The 18,931-nt window shown below is 62.3% G+C and carries 18 protein-coding genes; 15 read left to right on the top strand and 3 right to left on the bottom strand.

Annotation, left to right across the window (positions count from 1 at the left end; genetic code table 11):
- Positions 1–134 precede the first annotated feature (134 nt).
- The 9 genes from E0E41_RS08835 to E0E41_RS08795 all read left to right on the top strand — a co-directional run bounded on the left by E0E41_RS08835 (position 135) and on the right by E0E41_RS08795 (position 9,631).
- Positions 135–1,451, top strand: a complete 1,317-nt coding sequence (locus E0E41_RS08835; protein ID WP_130869599.1) for a chloride channel protein — start codon at positions 135–137, stop codon at positions 1,449–1,451.
- 21 nt (positions 1,452–1,472) lie between these two features.
- Positions 1,473–2,138, top strand: coding sequence for an L-serine ammonia-lyase, iron-sulfur-dependent subunit beta (sdaAB, locus tag E0E41_RS08830; RefSeq protein WP_130869598.1), 666 nt, complete (start codon positions 1,473–1,475; stop codon positions 2,136–2,138).
- Position 2,139: 1 nt separating this feature from the next.
- A complete protein-coding gene (sdaAA, locus tag E0E41_RS08825) occupies positions 2,140–2,988 on the top strand; it encodes an L-serine ammonia-lyase, iron-sulfur-dependent, subunit alpha (protein ID WP_130869597.1) in 849 nt (282 codons plus the stop codon).
- 209 nt (positions 2,989–3,197) lie between these two features.
- The gene (locus E0E41_RS08820) at positions 3,198–3,566 is read left to right on the top strand and encodes a VOC family protein (RefSeq protein WP_130869596.1); all 369 of its coding nucleotides are present in this window, start codon (positions 3,198–3,200) and stop codon (positions 3,564–3,566) included.
- A 14-nt stretch (positions 3,567–3,580) separates the two neighbouring features.
- A complete protein-coding gene (locus E0E41_RS08815) occupies positions 3,581–4,990 on the top strand; it encodes an MBOAT family O-acyltransferase (protein ID WP_130869595.1) in 1,410 nt (469 codons plus the stop codon).
- Between the two features lie 12 nt (positions 4,991–5,002).
- On the top strand, positions 5,003–6,214 hold the full coding sequence (locus tag E0E41_RS08810; protein WP_130869594.1) for a DHHW family protein: 1,212 nt from the start codon (positions 5,003–5,005) through the stop codon (positions 6,212–6,214).
- Positions 6,215–6,219: 5 nt separating this feature from the next.
- Positions 6,220–7,452 carry an MFS transporter gene (locus E0E41_RS08805; protein WP_242623740.1) on the top strand — a complete coding sequence of 411 codons (1,233 nt, stop codon included), beginning with the start codon at positions 6,220–6,222 and terminating at the stop codon, positions 7,450–7,452.
- 57 nt (positions 7,453–7,509) lie between these two features.
- On the top strand, positions 7,510–8,940 hold the full coding sequence (pyk, locus tag E0E41_RS08800) for a pyruvate kinase (protein WP_242623739.1): 1,431 nt from the start codon (positions 7,510–7,512) through the stop codon (positions 8,938–8,940).
- Positions 8,941–9,088: 148 nt separating this feature from the next.
- A complete protein-coding gene (locus tag E0E41_RS08795) occupies positions 9,089–9,631 on the top strand; it encodes a stage V sporulation T C-terminal domain-containing protein (RefSeq protein WP_130869592.1) in 543 nt (180 codons plus the stop codon).
- A gap of 48 nt (positions 9,632–9,679) precedes the next feature.
- Here the strand turns inward: E0E41_RS08795 and E0E41_RS08790 are convergent, their stop codons facing one another.
- A complete protein-coding gene (locus E0E41_RS08790) occupies positions 9,680–10,957 on the bottom strand; it encodes a glycosyltransferase family 2 protein (protein WP_130869591.1) in 1,278 nt (425 codons plus the stop codon).
- A gap of 404 nt (positions 10,958–11,361) precedes the next feature.
- Between E0E41_RS08790 and E0E41_RS08785 the strand changes: the two genes are divergently transcribed.
- From E0E41_RS08785 to E0E41_RS08760, 6 genes are all read left to right on the top strand, one after another.
- A complete protein-coding gene (locus E0E41_RS08785; protein WP_130869590.1) occupies positions 11,362–13,224 on the top strand; it encodes a purple acid phosphatase family protein in 1,863 nt (620 codons plus the stop codon).
- 86 nt (positions 13,225–13,310) lie between these two features.
- The gene (locus E0E41_RS08780; RefSeq protein WP_130869589.1) at positions 13,311–14,465 is read left to right on the top strand and encodes a YibE/F family protein; all 1,155 of its coding nucleotides are present in this window, start codon (positions 13,311–13,313) and stop codon (positions 14,463–14,465) included.
- Positions 14,466–14,579: 114 nt separating this feature from the next.
- Positions 14,580–14,780 carry an alpha/beta-type small acid-soluble spore protein gene (locus tag E0E41_RS08775; protein WP_087346855.1) on the top strand — a complete coding sequence of 67 codons (201 nt, stop codon included), beginning with the start codon at positions 14,580–14,582 and terminating at the stop codon, positions 14,778–14,780.
- Between the two features lie 170 nt (positions 14,781–14,950).
- Positions 14,951–15,523 carry an inorganic diphosphatase gene (locus E0E41_RS08770; RefSeq protein WP_130869588.1) on the top strand — a complete coding sequence of 191 codons (573 nt, stop codon included), beginning with the start codon at positions 14,951–14,953 and terminating at the stop codon, positions 15,521–15,523.
- A gap of 106 nt (positions 15,524–15,629) precedes the next feature.
- Entirely contained in the window at positions 15,630–16,799 is a 1,170-nt protein-coding gene (gene glf / locus E0E41_RS08765) for a UDP-galactopyranose mutase (protein ID WP_130869587.1), read from the top strand.
- A gap of 11 nt (positions 16,800–16,810) precedes the next feature.
- Positions 16,811–17,839: a glycosyltransferase family 2 protein gene (locus tag E0E41_RS08760; RefSeq protein ID WP_130869586.1), complete on the top strand. Its 1,029-nt coding sequence runs from the start codon at positions 16,811–16,813 to the stop codon at positions 17,837–17,839.
- 42 nt (positions 17,840–17,881) lie between these two features.
- Here E0E41_RS08760 and E0E41_RS08755 read toward each other — a convergent pair whose 3' ends face one another.
- Together E0E41_RS08755 and E0E41_RS08750 are read right to left on the bottom strand one after the other, a co-directional pair.
- Positions 17,882–18,442 carry an NUDIX hydrolase gene (locus E0E41_RS08755; protein ID WP_130869585.1) on the bottom strand — a complete coding sequence of 187 codons (561 nt, stop codon included), beginning with the start codon at positions 18,440–18,442 and terminating at the stop codon, positions 17,882–17,884.
- Positions 18,433–18,921 (bottom strand): dihydrofolate reductase, encoded by a 489-nt coding sequence (locus tag E0E41_RS08750; protein ID WP_130869584.1) that lies wholly within the window; start codon positions 18,919–18,921, stop codon positions 18,433–18,435. Before E0E41_RS08750 ends, E0E41_RS08755 begins: the two co-directional genes overlap by 10 nt.
- Between the last annotated feature and the right edge of the window lie 10 nt (positions 18,922–18,931).

The following is an 18,931-nucleotide window of genomic DNA, read 5'->3' as shown; positions in this document are numbered from 1 at the left end:
TCTGAATGAATCGCATCGAAATGTTTATACAAAAATCAGTATAGCACAGCTCTGAAAAAAATCCATAAGAATGAGGAAAAAAGTTGGTATCCATGATATAATAGCCCCAGCGCAAAGGGGAAGGATGAGAAGAAATGAGAGCAATCCAGCAGAGCCCGCCGGGGCGGTTCCACCAGGCAGACCAGGCTGTTACCTTTGTCAAATGGCTGATTTTCGCGGCCATCTGCGGTGTGGTGTGCGGCGGAGTGGCCACGGCGTTTTATTATGCCTTTTCCGCCGTCACCAACCTGCGCCACGCCCATCCGCTGCTGCTCCTTCTGCTCCCCCTGGGGGGCGTGGCCATCGTGCAGCTCTACCGGGTGTGCGGCATGGCGGGGGACCGGGGCACCAACTTTGTGCTGGTGGCGGTGCGGGAGAACAAGCCCCTGCGGCTGCGCACCGCGCCGCTGGTGTTCCTCTCCACCATCATCACCCACCTGCTGGGTGGCTCCTCCGGCCGGGAGGGGGCCATCCTCCAGATCGGCGGCTCCATCTCCTCCAAGATCGGTCAGTGGATGCGCCTGGACGACAAGGACAGCCGGATCATCACCATGTGCGGCATGGCGGCCGCCTTTTCCGCCCTGTTCGGCACCCCGCTGACGGCGGCCATGTTCGCCATGGAGGTCACCAGCGTGGGGGTGCTCTACTACGCCGCCATGGTGCCCTGTATCCTGTCCGCCATCGTGGGCCTGTGGATGGCCCAGGCCTTTGACGTGCCCGCCACCTCCTTTACCCTGGAGGGCATCCCCAACCTGAGCGCCCTCACCCTGCTCCAGGTCATCGGCATGGGCATCCTGTTCGCCCTGCTGTCCATCTTCTTCTGCCGGCTGATGCACGCCGCCCCCCATCTGTATGAGAAGTATCTGCCGGGCCCCAATGTCCGGGCGGCGGTGGGCGGCGCCCTGGTCATCGGCCTCACCTTCCTGGTGTGGATCTGGAACCCGGGCAGCTACGACTACAACGGCGCCGGGGAGGCGGTGATCCACGCCGCCGTGGGCGGTGAGGCCCGGCCGGAGGCCTTCTTCTTCAAGATGCTCTTCACCACCATCACCCTGGGGGCGGGCTTCAAGGGCGGCGAGATCGTGCCGGTGTTCTTTACCGGCGCCACCTTCGGCTGCACCGTGGCCCCCCTGCTGGGGCTCCACCCCTCCTTTGGGGCGGGGCTGGGCATGGTGTGTGTGTTCTGCGGCGTTACCAACTGCCCCATCAGCTCCCTGCTGCTGGCCCTGGAGCTCTTTGCCGGGGACAGCCTGGGGTTGTTCACCGGCCAGAGCCTGTGCCTGTTCGCCGTGTGTCTGGCGGTGTCCTACATGCTGTCCGGCTATTACGGGCTGTACAGCGAGCAGAAAATCGTTTATAGTAAGCTGCGGCCTGAATTTATCGACAAAAAGGCCAATGAAGAACACCATTGACCGGCGGGAGGTGGGAAACGAGTGAACATTTTTGACATTATGGGCCCCATTATGGTGGGGCCAAGCTCTTCTCATACCGCCGGGGCGGCCCGGATCGGGCTCATCACTCGCAAGCTGCTGGGGAGCCAGCCGGTCAAGGCGGAGCTGCTGCTCCACGGCTCCTTCGCCGCCACCGGCGCGGGCCACGGCACCGACAAGGCTCTGGCGGCGGGGCTGCTGGGCATGCGGCCCGACGATCCCCGGCTGCCCCGGTCCTTTGAGCTGGCAGCCCAGGCGGGGATGGCCCTGACTGTGGGCAAGACGGTGCTCCGGGGGGTCCACCCCAACACCGTGCTGCTGCGGGTGGAGGACGCCCGGGGCAAGCAGCTGGAGGTGGTGGCCTCCTCCCTGGGGGGCGGCCGGGTGAAGGTGTGCTCCATCGACGGGCTGGACGCCAGCTTTACCGGGGAGCTGCCCACCCTCATCATCCGCAACGAGGACCGGCCCGGTATGGTGGCGGAGGTGTCCGCCATCCTGTCCCGACGGCAGGTGAACATCGCGGCCATGCAGCTCTACCGCAACAGCCGGGGGGGCCTGGCCGTCATGGTCATCGAGAGCGACCAGCCGGTGTGGCCCGGAACGGTGGAGGAGCTGCGGGCCTGCCCCGGCATCCAGCGGGTCACCTGTCTGACCCCGGAGGAGGAATAACATGGCTTTTTCATCCATAGAAGGGCTGCTGACGGCGGCCCGCACCCGCCCGGTGTGGGAGGCGGTGCTTGAGGACGACTGCAAGGACCGGGGCGTGGACCGGCAGAAGTCCCTGGACCAGATGTCCGCCCTGTGGGCGGCCATGGCCCCCCCGGTGACGGAGTACGACCCCGCCGCCCGGTCCCACAGCGGGCTCACCGGCGGGGCGGGGGCCCTGCTGGAGGGGGAAGGGCCCGGCCTGTGCCCCCCCTTCCTGCGGCAGGTGATGGCCGCCGCATTGAAAACGGGGGAGTGCAACGCCTGTATGAAGCGCATCGTGGCCGCCCCCACCGCCGGCTCCAGCGGGGTGCTCCCGGCGGTGCTGCTGCCCCTCCAGGCCAGGGACGGCCTGAAGGACGAGCAGATGGTACAGGCCCTCTATGTGGCCGCCGGTTTCGGACAGGTCATCGCCACCCGGGCCTCCATCTCAGGTGCGGAGGGGGGCTGTCAGGCCGAGGTGGGCTCCGCCTCCGCCATGGCCGCCGCCGCCCTGGTCCACCTGATGGGGGGCACCGGGGAGCAGATGGCCGCCGCCTGCGCCCTGGCCCTGGCCAACACCCTGGGCCTGGTGTGCGATCCGGTGGCCGGGCTGGTGGAGGTGCCCTGCGTCACCCGCAACGTGATGGGGGCCATGAACGCCCTGTCCTGTGCCGAGCTGGCCCTGTCCGGCGTGGGGAGCGCCATCCCCTGCGACGAGGTCATCGACGCCATGCGCTCAGTGGGGGAGGCCCTGCCCGCCTCCCTGCGGGAGACCGGCGGCGGCGGCCTGGCCGCCACGCCCACCGGCCGAAGGATTGCCGAGGGTATGTAGCGGCCAGGCCGCCCTATCGCGCCGAGTGGCGCGTACAAGCGTTTTTGCGAAGCAAAAACCTTGGCGCAAGGCGGAATTCAGTTCTGCCGCGCAAGTGAAAAAAGGGGTCCCCGCGAAATGGAATATTTCGTGGGGTTGTCTGGCCGCCACCCCTACGGGCCGAAGGATTGCCGAAGGCATGTAATATCAATCAACAAGGAGAAACGACCATGCTGCGATTTGACCATTTCAATTTCAACGTACTGGACCTGGAGCGGTCCCTGGCCTTTTATAAGGAGGCCCTGGGGCTGACGCCGGTGGAGGAGAAGAAGGCCGAGGACGGCTCCTTCAAGCTGGTGTACCTGGGGGACGGGGAGAGCGATTTCCGGCTGGAGCTGACCTGGCTGCGGGACCGGAGCGAGCCATACGACCTGGGGGAGCAGGAATTCCACCTGGCCTTCCGCACCGACCGCTTCGACCAGCTGCTGGAGCAGCACCGGGCCATGGGGTGCGTCTGCTTTGAGAATCCGGACATGGGGGTCTACTTCATCGAGGACCCGGACGGCTACTGGATCGAGCTGGTTCCCGCCGGGAACTGAGGGGAGGCGGCTGCGTGCTTTTTTCCAGTTCTGTGTTTCTGTTTCTGTTCCTGCCCGGGGTGCTCATCGTCTACTATCTGTTCCTGAGACGGTGGCGGCAGGCCCAGAATATCTTCCTGCTGCTGGCCTCCCTGGTGTTTTACGCCTGGGGAGAGCCCTGGTTCGTGCTGGTGATGATGCTCTCCATCGTGGTCAACTACGGCTTCGGCCTGTGGGTGGCCCACGGACAGTCCGTGGGCACGGGCACGAAAGTGCCCGTGCTGATGGCGGTTCTGTTCAATCTGGGTATCCTGTTCGTATTTAAATACCTGACATTTACTTTAGGTATTCTGAATCATCTGGGTGCGTCCTTTGTGATCCCGGGCATCGAGCTGCCCATCGGCATCTCCTTCTTCACCTTCCAGGCCCTGAGCTATGTGCTGGACGTGCAGCGGGGGAGGGGCCATGTCCAGCGTTCCCCCCTGAAGGTGGGGCTGTACATCTCCTTCTTCCCCCAGCTCATCGCCGGCCCCATCGTCAAGTATGAGACGGTGGCCGACCAGATCGACAACCGGAGGGAGACCTGGGACGACTTCTCCGCCGGCTGTGCCCGGTTCATCGTGGGTTTGGCGAAAAAGGTGCTGCTGGCCAACCAGCTGGCCCTGGTGGCCGACCGGGCCTTTGACCTGGGGGGCGTGGACAAGCTGACCACCGCCTATGCCTGGCTGGGGTCCCTGTGCTACACCCTGCAGATCTACTACGACTTCTCCGGCTACTCCGATATGGCCATCGGTCTGGGGAAGATGTTCGGCTTCCACTTCCTGGAGAACTTCAACTACCCCTATATCTCCAAGTCGGTCACCGAGTTCTGGCGGCGGTGGCACATCTCCCTGTCCACCTGGTTCCGGGATTATGTCTACTTCCCCCTGGGGGGCAGCCGGGTATCCTCCAAGGCAAAGCATATTCGCAATCTGTTCGTGGTATGGCTGCTCACCGGCATCTGGCACGGGGCCAACTGGACCTTTATCGCCTGGGGCCTGTTTTACTTCGTGCTGCTGGTGCTGGAGAAATACGGGCACCTGGGCCGGGGCTGGCCGGCGGTGTGCCGGTGGCTGTTCACCTTCCTGATGGTCAACTTCGCCTGGGTGCTCTTCCGGGCGGACAGCCTGGGGGAGGCGGCGGGCTTCCTGGCAGCCATGTTCGGCCGGGGCGCCGGGCTGTGGAGTGATGAAGCCGGCCTGTTTTTCCGGGAGAACTGGACGGTATTGCTGGCGGGCGCCGTCTTTTCCGCGCCGGTGGCCCCAAAGCTGCGGGACAAGCTGGCGGGCAGCCGGAGCATTCTGCCCGACCTGGGCTACGCCGTCCTGGCGGCTGCCATCTTTCTGGTGTCGGCCAGCTTCATCATCAAGGGGACCTATAATCCCTTCATCTACTTCAATTTCTGACGGGAGAAGCCTATGAAACGACGCAATACCATAACCGCCATCCTGTTTCTGCTGCTGACGGCGGCGGGGCTGGTGCTGGTGGCCACCTCCTTTTTGGGGGGCGAGGGCAAGCTGGAGACCCTGCTCAAGACCACGGTGCGGGACCGGGACCCGTCGGCTCTGCTGGAGGGTGCGGAGAGCGCGGTGAATTCCGATCTGGACCGGGATCATCTGTTCATCCAGCTCTACGGCGGGGTGCAGCGCCTCTCCGGACGGCGGGTGATCCAGGACATGGTGGCGGGCAACACGGTGGCCAAGCTGTCCACCGGGGCCCTGAACTTTGTGAATCTGGGGGCGGCCGCCCAGCCGGACCAGGCGGCGGTGGACGCCCGGGCGGAGGCCACGGCGGAGTTTGCCGGAGAGCTGGAGGCCCATGGCGTGCCCTACCTGTACATTGCCGCCCCCCAGAAGATCAAGCGGGGGGGCGATATGCTGCCCGACGGCCTGGAGGAGAACGGCAACGCCACCTGCGACGCCTATCTGGAGGCGCTGGACAAGCAGGGGGTGGACTACATCGACCTGCGGCCCCTGTTTGAGAGCAACGGCATCTACTCCAACTGGTTCTTCAACACCGACCACCACTGGAAGCCGGAGGCGGCCTTCTTTGCCTGGCAGAATCTGACCGGAGAGCTGGACCTGCGCTACGGCTTTGAGACCCCGTCCGCCCTCACCGACCCCAACAACTGGAATACCAGGGTGCTGGAGGACTTCTTCCTGGGCAGTCAGGGCAAGCGGGTGGGTACCTTGTACGCCGGGGCGGACGACTTTACCATCTACACCCCCAAGTTTGACACCGACCTGACCTATGCCAACAGCGACGGCAGCTTTACCCGCTCCGGGCCCTTTGACCAGTCGGTGTGCTTCCCCGAGCGGGTGGCGGAGCGGGACTGGTTCAACGGCAACCCCTACACCTATTATTCCGGCGGGGACTACGCCATGGCCACCATGACCAACCATAAGAATCCCAACGGCCCCAAGGTGGTGCTGATCCGGGAGTCCTTCTCCTGCGCGCTGGCCCCCTTCCTGGCCCTGTCCTGCTCGGAGCTGACCACCATCGACCTGCGCTACTTCACCGGGGACCTGATGGACACCATCCAGGAGGTGGACCCCGACCTGGTGCTCACCCTCTATACCGCCAGCACCGCCGGACTGGACAACATGTTTGAATTCGATAAGACGGAGTGAGCAGCGTGGAAGAACAACAGAACCGGCCCTCCTTCCGTAGGCTGGACTACCACTATATCGTGATGCAGGCGGGCTTCTGGGCCATGTTCGCCGCCATTGTGGCCTACCAGACCGCCCTGCTGCTGGAGCGGAACTTTTCCAACGGAGAGGCGGGCCTGATGACGGCGGTGCGCTGCCTGGCCGGTATCATCTGCCAGCCCCTGCTGGGGGGCTTTGCCGACCGGCATCCCGAGATCCCCCTGAAGTGGATCGTCACCCTCTCCCTGGTGCTCTCCCTGGGGGCGGGGGCCTGGTATTGGCTGGACCCCGGCATGGGGCTGTGGGAGACCACCCTGGTGTGGGCGGTGATCGGCGGGCTGGAGGTGTCCTCCTACCCCCTGATGGACGCCATGGCGGTCCAGTTCATCAATGATGGCGTACCCATCCGGTACAGCCTGGGCCGGGGGATCGGCTCCATGGCCTATGCCGTGGTGTGTGTGCTGCTGGGCCTTCAGGTGGGAAAGACCGGCCTGGAGAGCACCCTGCTCACCCACCTGATCCTGGTGGGTGTGGAGGCGGCCCTGGTGGCCTCCTACCCGGCCTGGCGGGGCGCCAGGCGGTGTGGGGAGCAGGTGGGACCCAAGCCCCAGTCGGCCCTGTCCCTGCTGAAGAGCAATCCCCGGTTCACCCTGATGCTGGCGGGGGTGCTGCTGGGTCTGACAGGGATCATGCCTCTGTCCAATTTTTTGGTGAATATCGTCACCAGCCGGGGCGGTACCGAGGCCGACCTGGGCCTGGCCCTGTTCCTCATGGGCGGGGCGGAGCTGCCCACCGCCTGGTTCTTCGGCAGGCTGCTGCGGCGGCTGGGCAGCGGCAGACTGGTGATGCTCAGTATGCTGTTCGGCACCCTGAAGGGGGTGCTGCTGCTGCTCACCACAAACTTTCTGGGCGTGCTGCTGGTGCAGCCCATCCAGGTGCTGGGCTACGGCCTGTTTACCCCCGCCTCGGTGTACTTTGTCAATGAATCGGTGCCTGAGGCCGACCGGGTCCGGGGCCAGACCGTGATGATGGTGGCCTCCAACGGCCTGGGCGGTATGCTGGGCGGCCTGCTGGCGGGCTGGACCCTGGACCTGGGGGGCGCAAACCTGATGCTGGCCGGCTGTATCGCCTGCGGCTGTGCAGGTACCTTACTTTGTTTATTGGCATTAAGAAAAAACACTTTGATTTCCTCTTTCCAAAGTGGGGCAAATGGTGTATGATATTTCCGAGTTTTTATATTCAAAAGTATGAGACCGGATACCCAATGGAGGTACGATATGAGAAAGACGAAAATTATCTGCACCTTGGGCCCCGCTGTGGACAATGCGGAGACCATTGAAAAGCTGATCCGTACCGGCATGAACGCCGCCCGCTTCAATTTTTCCCATGGCACCCATGCCGAGCAGCTGGCCCGACTGAATATGTTCAAGAAGGTACGTGATACCCTGGGCGCCCCGGTGGCCACCATTCTGGATACCAAGGGCCCGGAGATCCGCATCAAGACCTTTGCCGACGGTCCTGTCACCCTGGACCAGGGCCAGAGCTTCACTCTGACCACCGACGACGTGCCGGGGGATGAGAACCAGGTGTCTGTGACCTATGAGAACCTCCATAAGGAGGTGGGTCCCGGCTGCCGCATCCTGGTGGATGACGGCCTGATCGAGCTGCGGGTCAAGAGCGTGGAGGGCCACGCCATCCGCTGCGAGGTGGAGAACGGCGGCCCCCTGTCCAGCAACAAGTCCATCAACATCCCCGACGTCCATATCCTGCTGCCCTCCCTCACCGACAAGGACCGGGAGGACCTGAAGTTCGCGGCGGACAACGACTTCGACTTCATCGCCGCCTCCTTCGTCCGCAAGGCCAGCGACGTGGAGGATATCCGGGCCGAGCTGCACAAGCACGGCGGAGACAAGATCCGCATCATCGCCAAGATCGAGAACCGGGAGGGTGTGGAGAACATCGACGGCATCATCGCCGCCGCCGACGGCATCATGGTGGCCCGCGGCGACCTGGGTGTGGAGATCCCCGCCCACGAGGTGCCCATCCTGCAGAAGAAGATCATCAAGGCCACCATCCGGGCGGGCCTGCCGGTCATCACCGCCACCCAGATGCTGGATTCCATGATCCGCAATCCCCGTCCCACCCGGGCCGAGGTGTCCGACGTGGCCAACGCCGTGTTTGACGGCACCTCCTGCGTGATGCTGTCCGGTGAGACCGCCTCCGGCAAGTACCCCGTGGAGGCCCTGAGCACCATGGTGCGCACCGTGGTGGCCGCCGAGGAGGCCATCGACTACTGGGGCCGCTTCCGGGAGCGCAGCCTGCTGCCTGTGGTGTCCGGCATCAGCGACGCCATCACCCACTCCTGCTGCCTGACCGCCATGGACCTGAACGCCTCCGCTATCCTGGCCGCTACCAGGTCGGGCTACACCGCCAAGGTGATCTCCCGCTTCCGCCCCGCCTGCCCCATTATCGCCCTGTGCCAGAACGAGTCCAGCCGCCGTCAGCTGGCCATCTCCTGGGGCGTCCACGCCTATCTGTCCGGCGAGGTGGACTCCACCGACCGGATGTTCTCCCTGGCGGTGGACGTGGCCCGGAAGGAGGGCGCCGTGAAGCCGGGCGAGACAGTGGTCATCACCGCCGGCGTTCCTCTGGGCCGGTCCGGGACCACCAACCTGATCAAGGCTCAGGTCGTAGAGAAAGGAATTTAATTCGACAGAAAAATGTCCTCCGGGTCATAACGACCTGGAGGACATTTTTGCGCACTTTTCCAGATGAAACCACCCCTTCCTGCTGCATAGGTAAAAGAAACCTGCGGATACTAAGTGCTGTAACCACAACCGCAGGAGGAGTTTGGATATGAAAGCGACTGGCATTGTGCGCCGCATCGACGACCTGGGCCGGGTGGTCATCCCCAAGGAGATCCGCCGGACCATGCGCATCCGGGAGGGCGACCCCCTGGAGATCTATACCGATAAGGATGGCGGCGTCATTTTTAAAAAGTATTCCCTGATGGGCGGCCTGGGCGACTTCGCCGGCCAGATGTGTGAGACCCTGAATAAAACCACCGGCAAGATCGCGGTGATCACCGACCGGGACGCCTGCATTGCCGTGGCGGGCACACCCCGGCGGGACCTGGCGGACAAGCGGATCTCTTCCGAGCTGGAGCAGATCATGGAGGGCCGCCAGATCTATCAGATCCAGCCCGGCGGCACGCCGGTGCCGGTGTGTGAGGACAGCGACAAGTATGTGGCCACCTGCGCGGCCCCCATCCTGTCAGAGGGCGACGTGCTGGGCTGCGTGCTTTTCGTCAGCGCCGATCCGGAACAGACCAGCAATGAAACGGACTACAAGCTGGCCCAGACCATCGCCGGCTTTCTGGGCCGACATATGGAATCATGAAAAACCGCCCGCTGCCTTGAGCAGCGGGCGGTCTCCTTATCAGGGGCATCAGCTCAGGCCGCCCACCTTTTTGGTGGCGGTGTGATAGATGGGCTTCCACTCCACCTTGCGCACCAGGGCGGCGATGGAGATGGGGATGTAGGTGAGCATAAAAATGGGGAAGGTGAGCACATAGACCAGCTTCTTGCCGGCCGGGGCGTGGATGTGGCGCCACTCGGACAGAACGGTACACAGGCCGTAGAGCAGCAGGCCCAGGTAGAAGTTGCCGATGGCGGAGGTGATGAAGCCCACCGTCTCGTGGATCACCCGGGCGGCCAGGTAGGCGGGCTGGGTGAGGCAGGCGGCCAGGATCACGGCGTTGAACAGGATCATGGCCAGGGTGAGCAGCATGCCGGGGGCCACGGTGACGAACATGTCGTAGCAGGAGGTACCAAGCCGGCCAGGGCGGAAGAAGCCCTTGATCAGCGGCACGGTGTACTCCCGGTCCACCTGGTAGAAGCCCTTGGACCAGCGCAGCCGCTGATCCCAGGACTGCCGGAAGGTGACCGGCTGCTCGTCATAGATCACAGCCTTGTCACAGTAGCCGATGCGGCGGCCCTGAATGGCGCAGTCCACGGAGAACTGGATGTCCTCAGTGAGCAGGTGGAACGGCCAGCCGCCGTTCTCCTCGATAACCTTGGCCGACACCAGGAACCCGGTGCCCGACACGTGGCAGTTGGTACCCAACAGGGTACGGGGAAAATTCAGGAAGCGGGCCTCTCGCAAAAACCAGATGGAGTACCCGGCGGAGATCCAGTTGTCCCCGAAGTTCTTGGAGTTGCGGTAACAGGTGACGGCGTCGTAGCCCTTGTCGAAGGTGCGGTTCATCTCCCGCACAAAGTTGGGGTCCACCAGGTTGTCGGCGTCAAAGACAAAATAGCCGTCATAGTTGTTCTTCCCCTCCTCCTTCAGCCGGCGGAAGAGATAGTCCATGGCATAGCCCTTGCCCTTGTGGAGCTGATCGCTGCGCTCATAGACAAAGGCACCGGCCTTCCGGGCCACACCGGCGGTGTCATCGGTGCAGTTGTCCGCCACCACATACAGATCCAGCAGCTCCTTGGGGTAGTTTTGCTGATGTAAACTATCCAGCAGCTCTCCGATCACCTGCTCCTCGTTGCGGGCGGAGACAATCACCGCGAAGCGGTGCAGACGGCTGGGCTCATGACGGTCCTTGTGCCTGCGGCACACCAGGCCAATGATCAGGTAAAGACCCTGATACAGGTACAGCAGCGTGAACAGAATGGCAATGCTCCAGTTCAGCGCCTTCACGAATTCCAAGATTGACATAGTATGCAGTTCCTCCAAATACCGTGAAAACAAAGCGCACCGGAGCAGAGGCTCTGCCTCAGTTCCGGTGCAGCCTATCATAGCACGTTCTGTAGATATTACAAGAGTGTTACATACCAATTAACAGAAGATTAAGAGAAAGTTTTTATTTCTTTTACACAAATGTAAGAAATGCGGAAGAGGGTATCAGAACAGACAGATATTTCCGAATCATTTCCGCAATAGGATCAGCTCGGGCGAAAGACGTGCGCCACAGCGCGGAAAATGCCGGTTATAAACAATGTAAATAAAGTAAAAAGTGCGTAAATGTTGCCGGAAATGTATTGTACAGCAATTTTTCTGGTGATATACTGCGCGGTGGTTCGAGAAGTAAAATCCTAAACTGATGAAAGAAGTTGGAACAGATGCAGAAACGGAAAAAGATCCTGGCCGGCGTGCTGGCCGGAACCCTGGTCCTGAGCGCGTGCCCCTTCGCTCTGGCGGCCAGCTACAACGACAGCAGCGTGACCGGCGGTTCCGCCCAGTGGCAGGCGTGGGTCAGCCAGTGGGATACCACGGCCACCGACTATACCAAGGTCTCTCTCACTCCCGGCGCGGATGAGACCCAGCTCAACTTTGCCTGGTACAGCAAGAGCGAGAGCGGCAAGACCGCCACCCCTGTGGTCCACTTCGGTACCGATAAGAACAGCCTGACCGCCTTCACCGGCACCTCCGGCCAGGTGGACACCAGCCTCACCGACGGCGTGGCCTACAACTACAACCACGTGGTGGTGACCGGTCTGAAGGCCAACACCACCTACTACTACACCGTGGAGAAGAACGGCGTCCAGACTGAGGTTCAGGAGTACAAGACCGGCAGCTTTGACAGCGTGAAGATCCTCTACGTGGGCGATCCTCAGATCGGCGCCTCCAAGGGCCAGACTCAGGGCAGCGACACCCTGAAGGGAGACTCCGGCGCCGGCAACACTGCCGCCCGCAACGATTCCTTTGCCTGGAACCGCACCCTGGAGATCGCCTCCGCCCAGAATCCCGACCTGAACTTCATCATCTCCGCCGGCGACCAGGTCAACAAGACCGGTAAGGCCAAGGAGGAGGAGTACGCCGGCTATCTGTCCGCCTCCGTGCTGGCCGGCCTGCCCGTGGCCACCACCATCGGCAACCACGACTCCCTGAATCCCGATTACAGCTACCACTTCAACAACCCCAACAACACCGGCTACGGCGAGACCGAGGCGGGCGGCGACTACTACTACTCCTACGGCGAGGGCCTGTTCATCGTGCTCAACACCAACAACTACAATGTGGCCGAGCATGAGAAGACCATCCAGCAGGCCGTGGCCTCCGATCCCGATGCAACCTGGCGCATCGTGACCATCCACCAGGACATCTACGGCACCGGCCTGGACCACTCCGACACCGACGGCATGATCCTCCGTACCCAGCTGACCCCCATCTTTGACAAGTACGACATCGACGTGGTGCTCCAGGGCCACGACCACACCTACAGCCGCTCCAAGCTGCTCTACGGCGACGGCCAGACCCACGGTACCTACGAGTTCCGCCTGAACGACGAGGGCACCGACTACGACTGGAACAACGCCTACAATACCCAGACCGACGAGAAGATCCCCCTGTACCCCGAGGAGAGCGACACCGCCGGTACCGCCGCCCACGACGCCTTCCAGGCCGACAACGGCTGCTATACCATTGAGGATACCACCGGCAACACCGTGGTCAACCCCAAGGGCACCCTGTATATGACCGCCAACTCCGCCTCCGGCTCCAAGTTCTATGAACTCATCGCCGCCCAGCAGGACTATATCGCCGCCCGGAGCCAGAACTGGCTGCCCTCCTACTCCGTTATCGAGATGGATGACGATTCCTTCTCCATCATCACCTACCAGGTGACCGAGACCGGCAAGACCGAGGCCATTGACGACGCCTTCACCATCCAGAAGACCGACGGGGCCGACGTGGCCACCCTCACCGCCGGCGGCCAGACCTATTACCGCCTGCGGGACGCTGCCGCCGCCGTGAACGGCACCGCCAGCCAGTTCAACGTGGTGTGGAACAACGGCGTGGTGCTCACCACCGGCGCCGCCTACACCGACGCTGTGCCTTCCTCCGACCCCACCACCGGCTCCGCCGTCTCCCTGACCCTCTCTGTGGACGGCAAGAGCGTTACCACCGGGGCCATGCTGGCCAACGGCAACTACTATGTGACCGCCGACTTCCTGGCCACCCTGGGCGTGTCCCTGGGCGCCTGAGCGGACGGTACAACTGAGTGAGACACAGATTCCCGGCGGCACAGCCGCCGGGAATCTTTTTCAAATAGAAAGGCGGAGCAAAGCTTATGACCAAATCACGTTTTCTGCGGTGGGGCATCCCGCTGCTCCTGTTGGCGGTATTTGTGCTGTTTATCCTTTGGATCAACCGGGGGGAGCGGATCGCCCTGGTGAACCGGGAGGGACAGACCTTTGAAAAGGGTGTGGTGACGGAGATCCTCCAGGACAACCTCCAGCCCGACGGCTCCAGAGTGGGGGAGCAGCGGGTGCTGGTGCGTATGACCACCGGCGTCCGGGCGGGGCAGAAGCTGGAGACCACCAGTTCCTCCGGCTTCCTCTTCGGCGCGGGCTGCACGGTGGGGATGCGGGTCATCGTCATGCAGAGCGTGGCGGGAGATTCCACCGTCACCAGCGTCTACGCCCAGGACCGCGAGTGGGTGATCTACGCCTTTGCGGCCGCCTATCTGCTGATCCTCTGTCTGGTGGGAGGCAAGCAGGGCCTCAAGGGAGCGCTGGGCCTGGTCTTTACCTTCTTCTGTATCCTGTTCGTGTATCTGCCCCTGGTGTACCGGGGCTGGTCTCCCTTCTGGGTGGCGGTGTTCCTCTGCATCGTCACCACCCTGGTCACCATGTATCTCATCGGCGGACCCACCAAAAAGACCCTGGTGGCCACCGGCGGCACGGTGGCCGGCGTCATCATCGCCGGCGTGGCCGCCACGCTGTTCAGCCTGGCCAGCGGTATCACGGGCTGGAACGTATCGGACATTGAAAGCCTGCTTACCTTGTCCAGCACCAGCGGAGTCCAGGTGGGAGGGCTGCTCTTCTCCGGCCTGCTGATCTCCAGCCTGGGCGCCGTGATGGATGTGGCCATGTCTATCGGCAGCGCCATTGCCGAGCTCCACGCCCAGAATCCCGCCATCTCCCGCCGGGCGCTGTTCAAGGCGGGGATGCATGTGGGCCGGGACATGATGGGCACCGACTCCAATACCCTGATCCTGGCCTTTGCCGGCGGCAGCGTCTCCATGCTGGTGCTGGACTACGCCTATGATCTGCCCTACCAGCAGATCATCAACTCCAACAACATCGGCATCGCCGTCATGCAGGGGCTGTCCGGCAGCTTCGGGATCGTGCTGGCGGTGCCGGTCACCGTGGCCCTGGCCGTGCTGCTCTACACCCGACAGGGGCAAAAGGCGGAACCGGAGAAGATCAATAAAAATGGATGATTTTTGTGCTCCATGGATTGGCAGGGGATCTCCCGCATAGAAAATCGGGCTGGGGCAAAGCTATGTTCGGATCGTTGATCCGCAAACAAAAACATGTAAGGAGATGCAAAGCGTATGTCTAACACCAACAGCAACCAGCCCGTGGTTTCCAGCGCTCGTGAGGCTCTGAACAAGTTTAAGATGGAGGCCGCTCAGGAAGTGGGCGTCAACCTGAAGCAGGGTTACAACGGTGACCTGACCAGCCGTGAGGCCGGCTCCGTGGGCGGCCAGATGGTCAAGAAGATGATCCAGGCCTACGAGAACGGCATGCAGTAAGCGGCTCCCGGATTGAGCCTGGGCGCGGGGCGGAGGATTTCCTCCGCCCCGCGCCGTTTTGCGGCCAATACTTGTATTTTGCCGCCCGGACAGATATAATATAGCATGCGCAAATATCGCGGGCCGGCAGAGCGCGCTCTGCGGTACCAATTTGCAAAGGAGACGTTTTTATGTCTAATATTTGGCATGATATCAATCCTGCCCGCATCCAGCCGGAAGACTTTATCGCTGTGATCGAGATCCCCAAGGGCAGCAAGAAAAAGTATGAACTGGACAAGGAGACCGGCCTGATCATTCTGGACCGGGTCCTGTACACCTCTACCCACTATCCCGCAAACTACGGTTTTATCCCCCGCACCTATGGCGACGACGGCGATCCGCTGGACGTGCTGGTGCTGTGCTCCGAGGCCATGGACCCCCTGACCCTGGTGCGCTGCTACCCGGTGGGTTACATCTCCATGCTGGACGGCGGGAAGAACGATGAGAAGATCATTGCCATTCCCTTCTCCGATCCCACCTATAATACCTATCAGGATCTGATGGACCTGCCGCCTCACATTTTTGACGAAATGGCCCACTTCTTCACCGTGTACAAGGCGTTGGAAGGAAAAGAGGCAATGGCTGGCGACGTAAACGACCGGCAGGCCGCTATCCGGGTTATCCGCCATGCTATGGATCACTATGCCGAGTGCTTCCTGGGCGGTCCGGAGAAGAAGGATGGGCAGTCCGGCTCCAGCCGGTAAACCTGAGCAAATATTAAGGAAAGTTTAATGGCTTTTTATCACAGGCTCCTTTTATATATGATACAATAGGTCACATAAAAAACCGCTTAAGAGAGGAAAGATCCCAATGGATCCACGATATGACTGCCTGGTGATCGGCGCCGGCATGGCCGGGGCCGTAGCCGCCCGGGAGCTGGCCGAGCGGGGCGGCAAGCGGGTGCTGGTGCTGGAGCGCCGGCCCCATGTGGGCGGCAATGCCTATGACTGCTTCGACAAGGCCGGCGTGCTTATCCACAAATACGGCCCCCATATTTTCCACACCAACAGCAAGCGGGTGTTTGACTATCTGTCCCGCTTCACCGCCTGGCTGAATTATCAGCACCAGGTGGTGGCCAACATCCCGGAGGGGGAGGGACGGCTGGAGCTGCCGGTACCGTTCAACCTGGTGTCCCTCCGGACGGTATTCCCGCAGGAGCAGGCCGAAGCGCTGGAGAAGAAGCTGCTGGACGCCTACGGCCCGGAGCGGAAGGTGACCATTCTGGAGCTGCGGCAGAACGCCGACCCGGAGATCCGCGCCCTGGCCGACTACGTATATGAGCACGTCTTTGTCCGCTACACGATGAAGCAGTGGGGCCAGAAGCCGGAGGAGATCGACCCGGCCACTACTGCCCGGGTGCCAGTGTTCCTGTCGGAGGACTGCCGCTATTTCCAGGACGAGTATCAGGGTATGCCTCTGGAGGGCTATACTCCCATGTTCAAGCGGCTGCTGGATCACCCGGACGTGACGGTGGAGACCGGGGTGGACGCCCTGGAGCGGATGAAGCTGGCGGGGGACAAGATCCTGCTGGATGGGGAGCCCTTTGAGGGAATCGTGATCTACACCGGCGCGGCGGACGAGCTGTTCGGCTGGCAGTACGGCCGGCTGCCCTACCGCACCCTGGACTTTGTCTTTGAGACCCACCAGGCGGATCACTGGCAGAGCCACGGCACGGTGAATTACACCATGGATCAGGACTACACCCGCATCACCGAGTTCAAATATCTCACCGGCCAGGAGCTGCCCGGCATCACCACCACCATGAAGGAGTACTCCCGGGCCTATACCGGCGCGGAGGGGGAGATCCCCTACTACGCCATCATCAACGAGGAGAACAACGCGCTCTATGCCCGCTATCAGGCGGCGGCCGGACGTTACGCCAACCTCCATCTGCTGGGCCGGCTGGCAGAGTATAAATACTACAACATGGATGCCATCGCCGCCAGGGCGCTGGAGCTGTGTGACGAACTGCTGAAGTGAGGAACAGATACATGTCAAAGCTCATCACATTTGCCGTACCCTGCTACAATTCTGCGGCTTACATGGATCACTGCGTCCGCACGCTGCTTGCCGGCGGGGAGGATGTGGAGATCATTCTGGTGGACGACGGCTCCACCAAAGACGATACCCCGGCCATCTGCGACAAATACGCGGCGGAGTATCCTACCATCGTCAAAGCCATCCACCAGGAGAACGGCGGCCACGGCGAGGGGGTCAACCAGGGCCTGCGCCGGGCCAGCGGCCTGTACTACAAGGTGGTGGATTCCGATGACTGGCTGGACGAAAAGGCTCTGGCCGAAGCCCTGGACAAGCTGCGGGAGTTTGCCGCCATGGAGCAGCCGGTGGACATGCTCATCGCCAACTACGTCTACGAGCACGTGGAGGACAACACCCGGAAGGTGATGCGGTACACCAACGTATTCCCGGAGGGCAGGATCTTCTCCTGGAATGAGATCGGCCGGTTCCGGCCCTCCCAGTACCTGCTGATGCACTCGGTGATCTACCGTACCCAGCTGCTGCGGGACTGCGGTCTGGAGCTGCCCAAGCACACCTTCTATGTGGACAACATTTTCGTCTACCAGCCCCTGCCTGCGGTGAAGAGCATGTATTACATGGACATTGACCTGTACCGCTACTTCATCGGACGGGCGGACCAGAGTGTGAACGAAAAGGTGATGGTCACCCGGGTGGATCAGCAGGTGCGGGTCACCAAGCTGATGATCGAGAGCCACAACCTGAAGCAGCTGTACGGGTCCCAGCCCAAGCTGGCCCGGTACATGGTGAACTACCTGTCCATGATGATGACCATTTCCTCTATTTTCCTTATCATTGACGGCTCGCCCGCCGCCCTGGGGAAAAAGACGGAGCTGTGGGAGTATCTGCGCTCCAGAAGCCCGGAACTGTACCACAAGCTGAAATACCGCTCCCTGTCCTTTGTGAGCAACATCCCCGGCTATCAGGGCCGGAAGCTGTCGGTGCGTCTGTACCGGCTGGCCCGGAAGATTTACAAGTTCAACTGAAAAAAGGAACTGCCGCACGAGAGTGCGGCAGTTCCTTTTTTGTCACAGCAGAGCCCGGGCCCGGTCCAGCAGCTTGGTATACACCTCGTCCATCTGCCACTCGTTCGTCAGCTCCAGCAGACGGTCCGCCGGCAGCCAGCCCACCCTGGTGTTTTCCCCCTCCCGGAAGTGGAGGGCGTCGCTCTCCTCCGCCGTCAGCAGATAGGTCACGTTCAGATGCTGGTGGGAGGACACCCACTGCCCCCGCTTCACATGGCCCCACACCGGCAGGATGTCCAGGGAGGCAATGGCGGGGCTCAGGGGCCTGATGTGGGTCACGCCCGTCTCCTCCCGGGCCTCCCGCAGGGCCACCCCCAGCAGATCGGCCTCGCCGTCGGCGTGGCCGCCGGTCCAGGCCCATACCCTGTAGATGTTGTGGTGGGCCATCAGCACCCTGGAGCAGTCCTTGTTCACCACAAAGCCGGAGGCGGTAAAGTGGGCGATCTTATTCTCCCGGGTGAGGATGTTGTCCGGAAACCGCCTGCAGTAGTCCAGGATCAGCTCCTGGTCTGCCGCCTCCTGCTCCGTCCGGGGCACATAGGCGGCGATGTCGTCTACATACATGTTCCCACCCTCTCGTAGGTCACATAGCGGAAGGACAGCCCCTCATGCTCCAGCGGTTCCCCTTCCTCCGTGATCCGCCAGGCCGGGTCGGCGTCCAGGTCGGGGAAGAATACGTCGGCGGGCCAGGCGCGGTCGATCCTGGTGATGTAGGCCTTGTCACAGAAAGGCAGCAGGGCATTGTACACGCTGCCGCCGCCGATGACGAAGGCGTCCGCCGGGGCGGCGGCCAGCAGGCTGTCCAGATCACGGAACACCTCCGCCCCCTCCGGGGCGAAGGAGGGGTCCCGGGACAGGATCAGGTTCCGCCGGTTCTTCAGAGGCCGGCCGCCGGGGAAGGTGGCCAGGGTTTTCCGGCCCAGGATGACGGCGTGGCCGGAGGTGAGGGTCTGGAACCGCTTCAGGTCGGCGGGGATGTAGCACAGCTGGTCCCCATCCTTGCCGATGGCCCAGTTCCGGTCCACCGCCACAATGACATTCATAACACGCCCT

Origin of the sequence: Intestinimonas massiliensis (ex Afouda et al. 2020) (assembly GCF_900626285.1) — a bacterium.
Taxonomy (GTDB): Bacteria; Bacillota; Clostridia; order Oscillospirales; family Oscillospiraceae; genus Flavonifractor; species Flavonifractor massiliensis_A.
Note: the sequence above shows the minus strand (reverse complement) of the source record. Positions and strands in the feature narration are given on the sequence as shown.

Excerpts from the sequence above, each read along its gene's own strand:
- E0E41_RS08835 (WP_130869599.1), top strand. The coding sequence starts at position 135 with ATGAGAGCAATCCAGCAGAGCCCGCCGGGGCGGTTCCACCAGGCAGAC.
- sdaAA (WP_130869597.1), top strand. The coding sequence starts at position 2,140 with ATGGCTTTTTCATCCATAGAAGGGCTGCTGACGGCGGCCCGCACCCGC.
- E0E41_RS08820 (WP_130869596.1), top strand. The coding sequence starts at position 3,198 with ATGCTGCGATTTGACCATTTCAATTTCAACGTACTGGACCTGGAGCGG.
- E0E41_RS08810 (WP_130869594.1), top strand. The coding sequence starts at position 5,003 with ATGAAACGACGCAATACCATAACCGCCATCCTGTTTCTGCTGCTGACG.
- pyk (WP_242623739.1), top strand. The coding sequence starts at position 7,510 with ATGAGAAAGACGAAAATTATCTGCACCTTGGGCCCCGCTGTGGACAAT.
- E0E41_RS08795 (WP_130869592.1), top strand. The coding sequence starts at position 9,089 with ATGAAAGCGACTGGCATTGTGCGCCGCATCGACGACCTGGGCCGGGTG.
- E0E41_RS08790 (WP_130869591.1), bottom strand. The coding sequence starts at position 10,957 with ATGTCAATCTTGGAATTCGTGAAGGCGCTGAACTGGAGCATTGCCATT.
- E0E41_RS08785 (WP_130869590.1), top strand. The coding sequence starts at position 11,362 with ATGCAGAAACGGAAAAAGATCCTGGCCGGCGTGCTGGCCGGAACCCTG.
- E0E41_RS08780 (WP_130869589.1), top strand. The coding sequence starts at position 13,311 with ATGACCAAATCACGTTTTCTGCGGTGGGGCATCCCGCTGCTCCTGTTG.
- E0E41_RS08775 (WP_087346855.1), top strand. The coding sequence starts at position 14,580 with ATGTCTAACACCAACAGCAACCAGCCCGTGGTTTCCAGCGCTCGTGAG.
- E0E41_RS08770 (WP_130869588.1), top strand. The coding sequence starts at position 14,951 with ATGTCTAATATTTGGCATGATATCAATCCTGCCCGCATCCAGCCGGAA.
- glf (WP_130869587.1), top strand. The coding sequence starts at position 15,630 with ATGGATCCACGATATGACTGCCTGGTGATCGGCGCCGGCATGGCCGGG.
- E0E41_RS08760 (WP_130869586.1), top strand. The coding sequence starts at position 16,811 with ATGTCAAAGCTCATCACATTTGCCGTACCCTGCTACAATTCTGCGGCT.
- E0E41_RS08755 (WP_130869585.1), bottom strand. The coding sequence starts at position 18,442 with ATGTATGTAGACGACATCGCCGCCTATGTGCCCCGGACGGAGCAGGAG.
- E0E41_RS08750 (WP_130869584.1), bottom strand. The coding sequence starts at position 18,921 with ATGAATGTCATTGTGGCGGTGGACCGGAACTGGGCCATCGGCAAGGAT.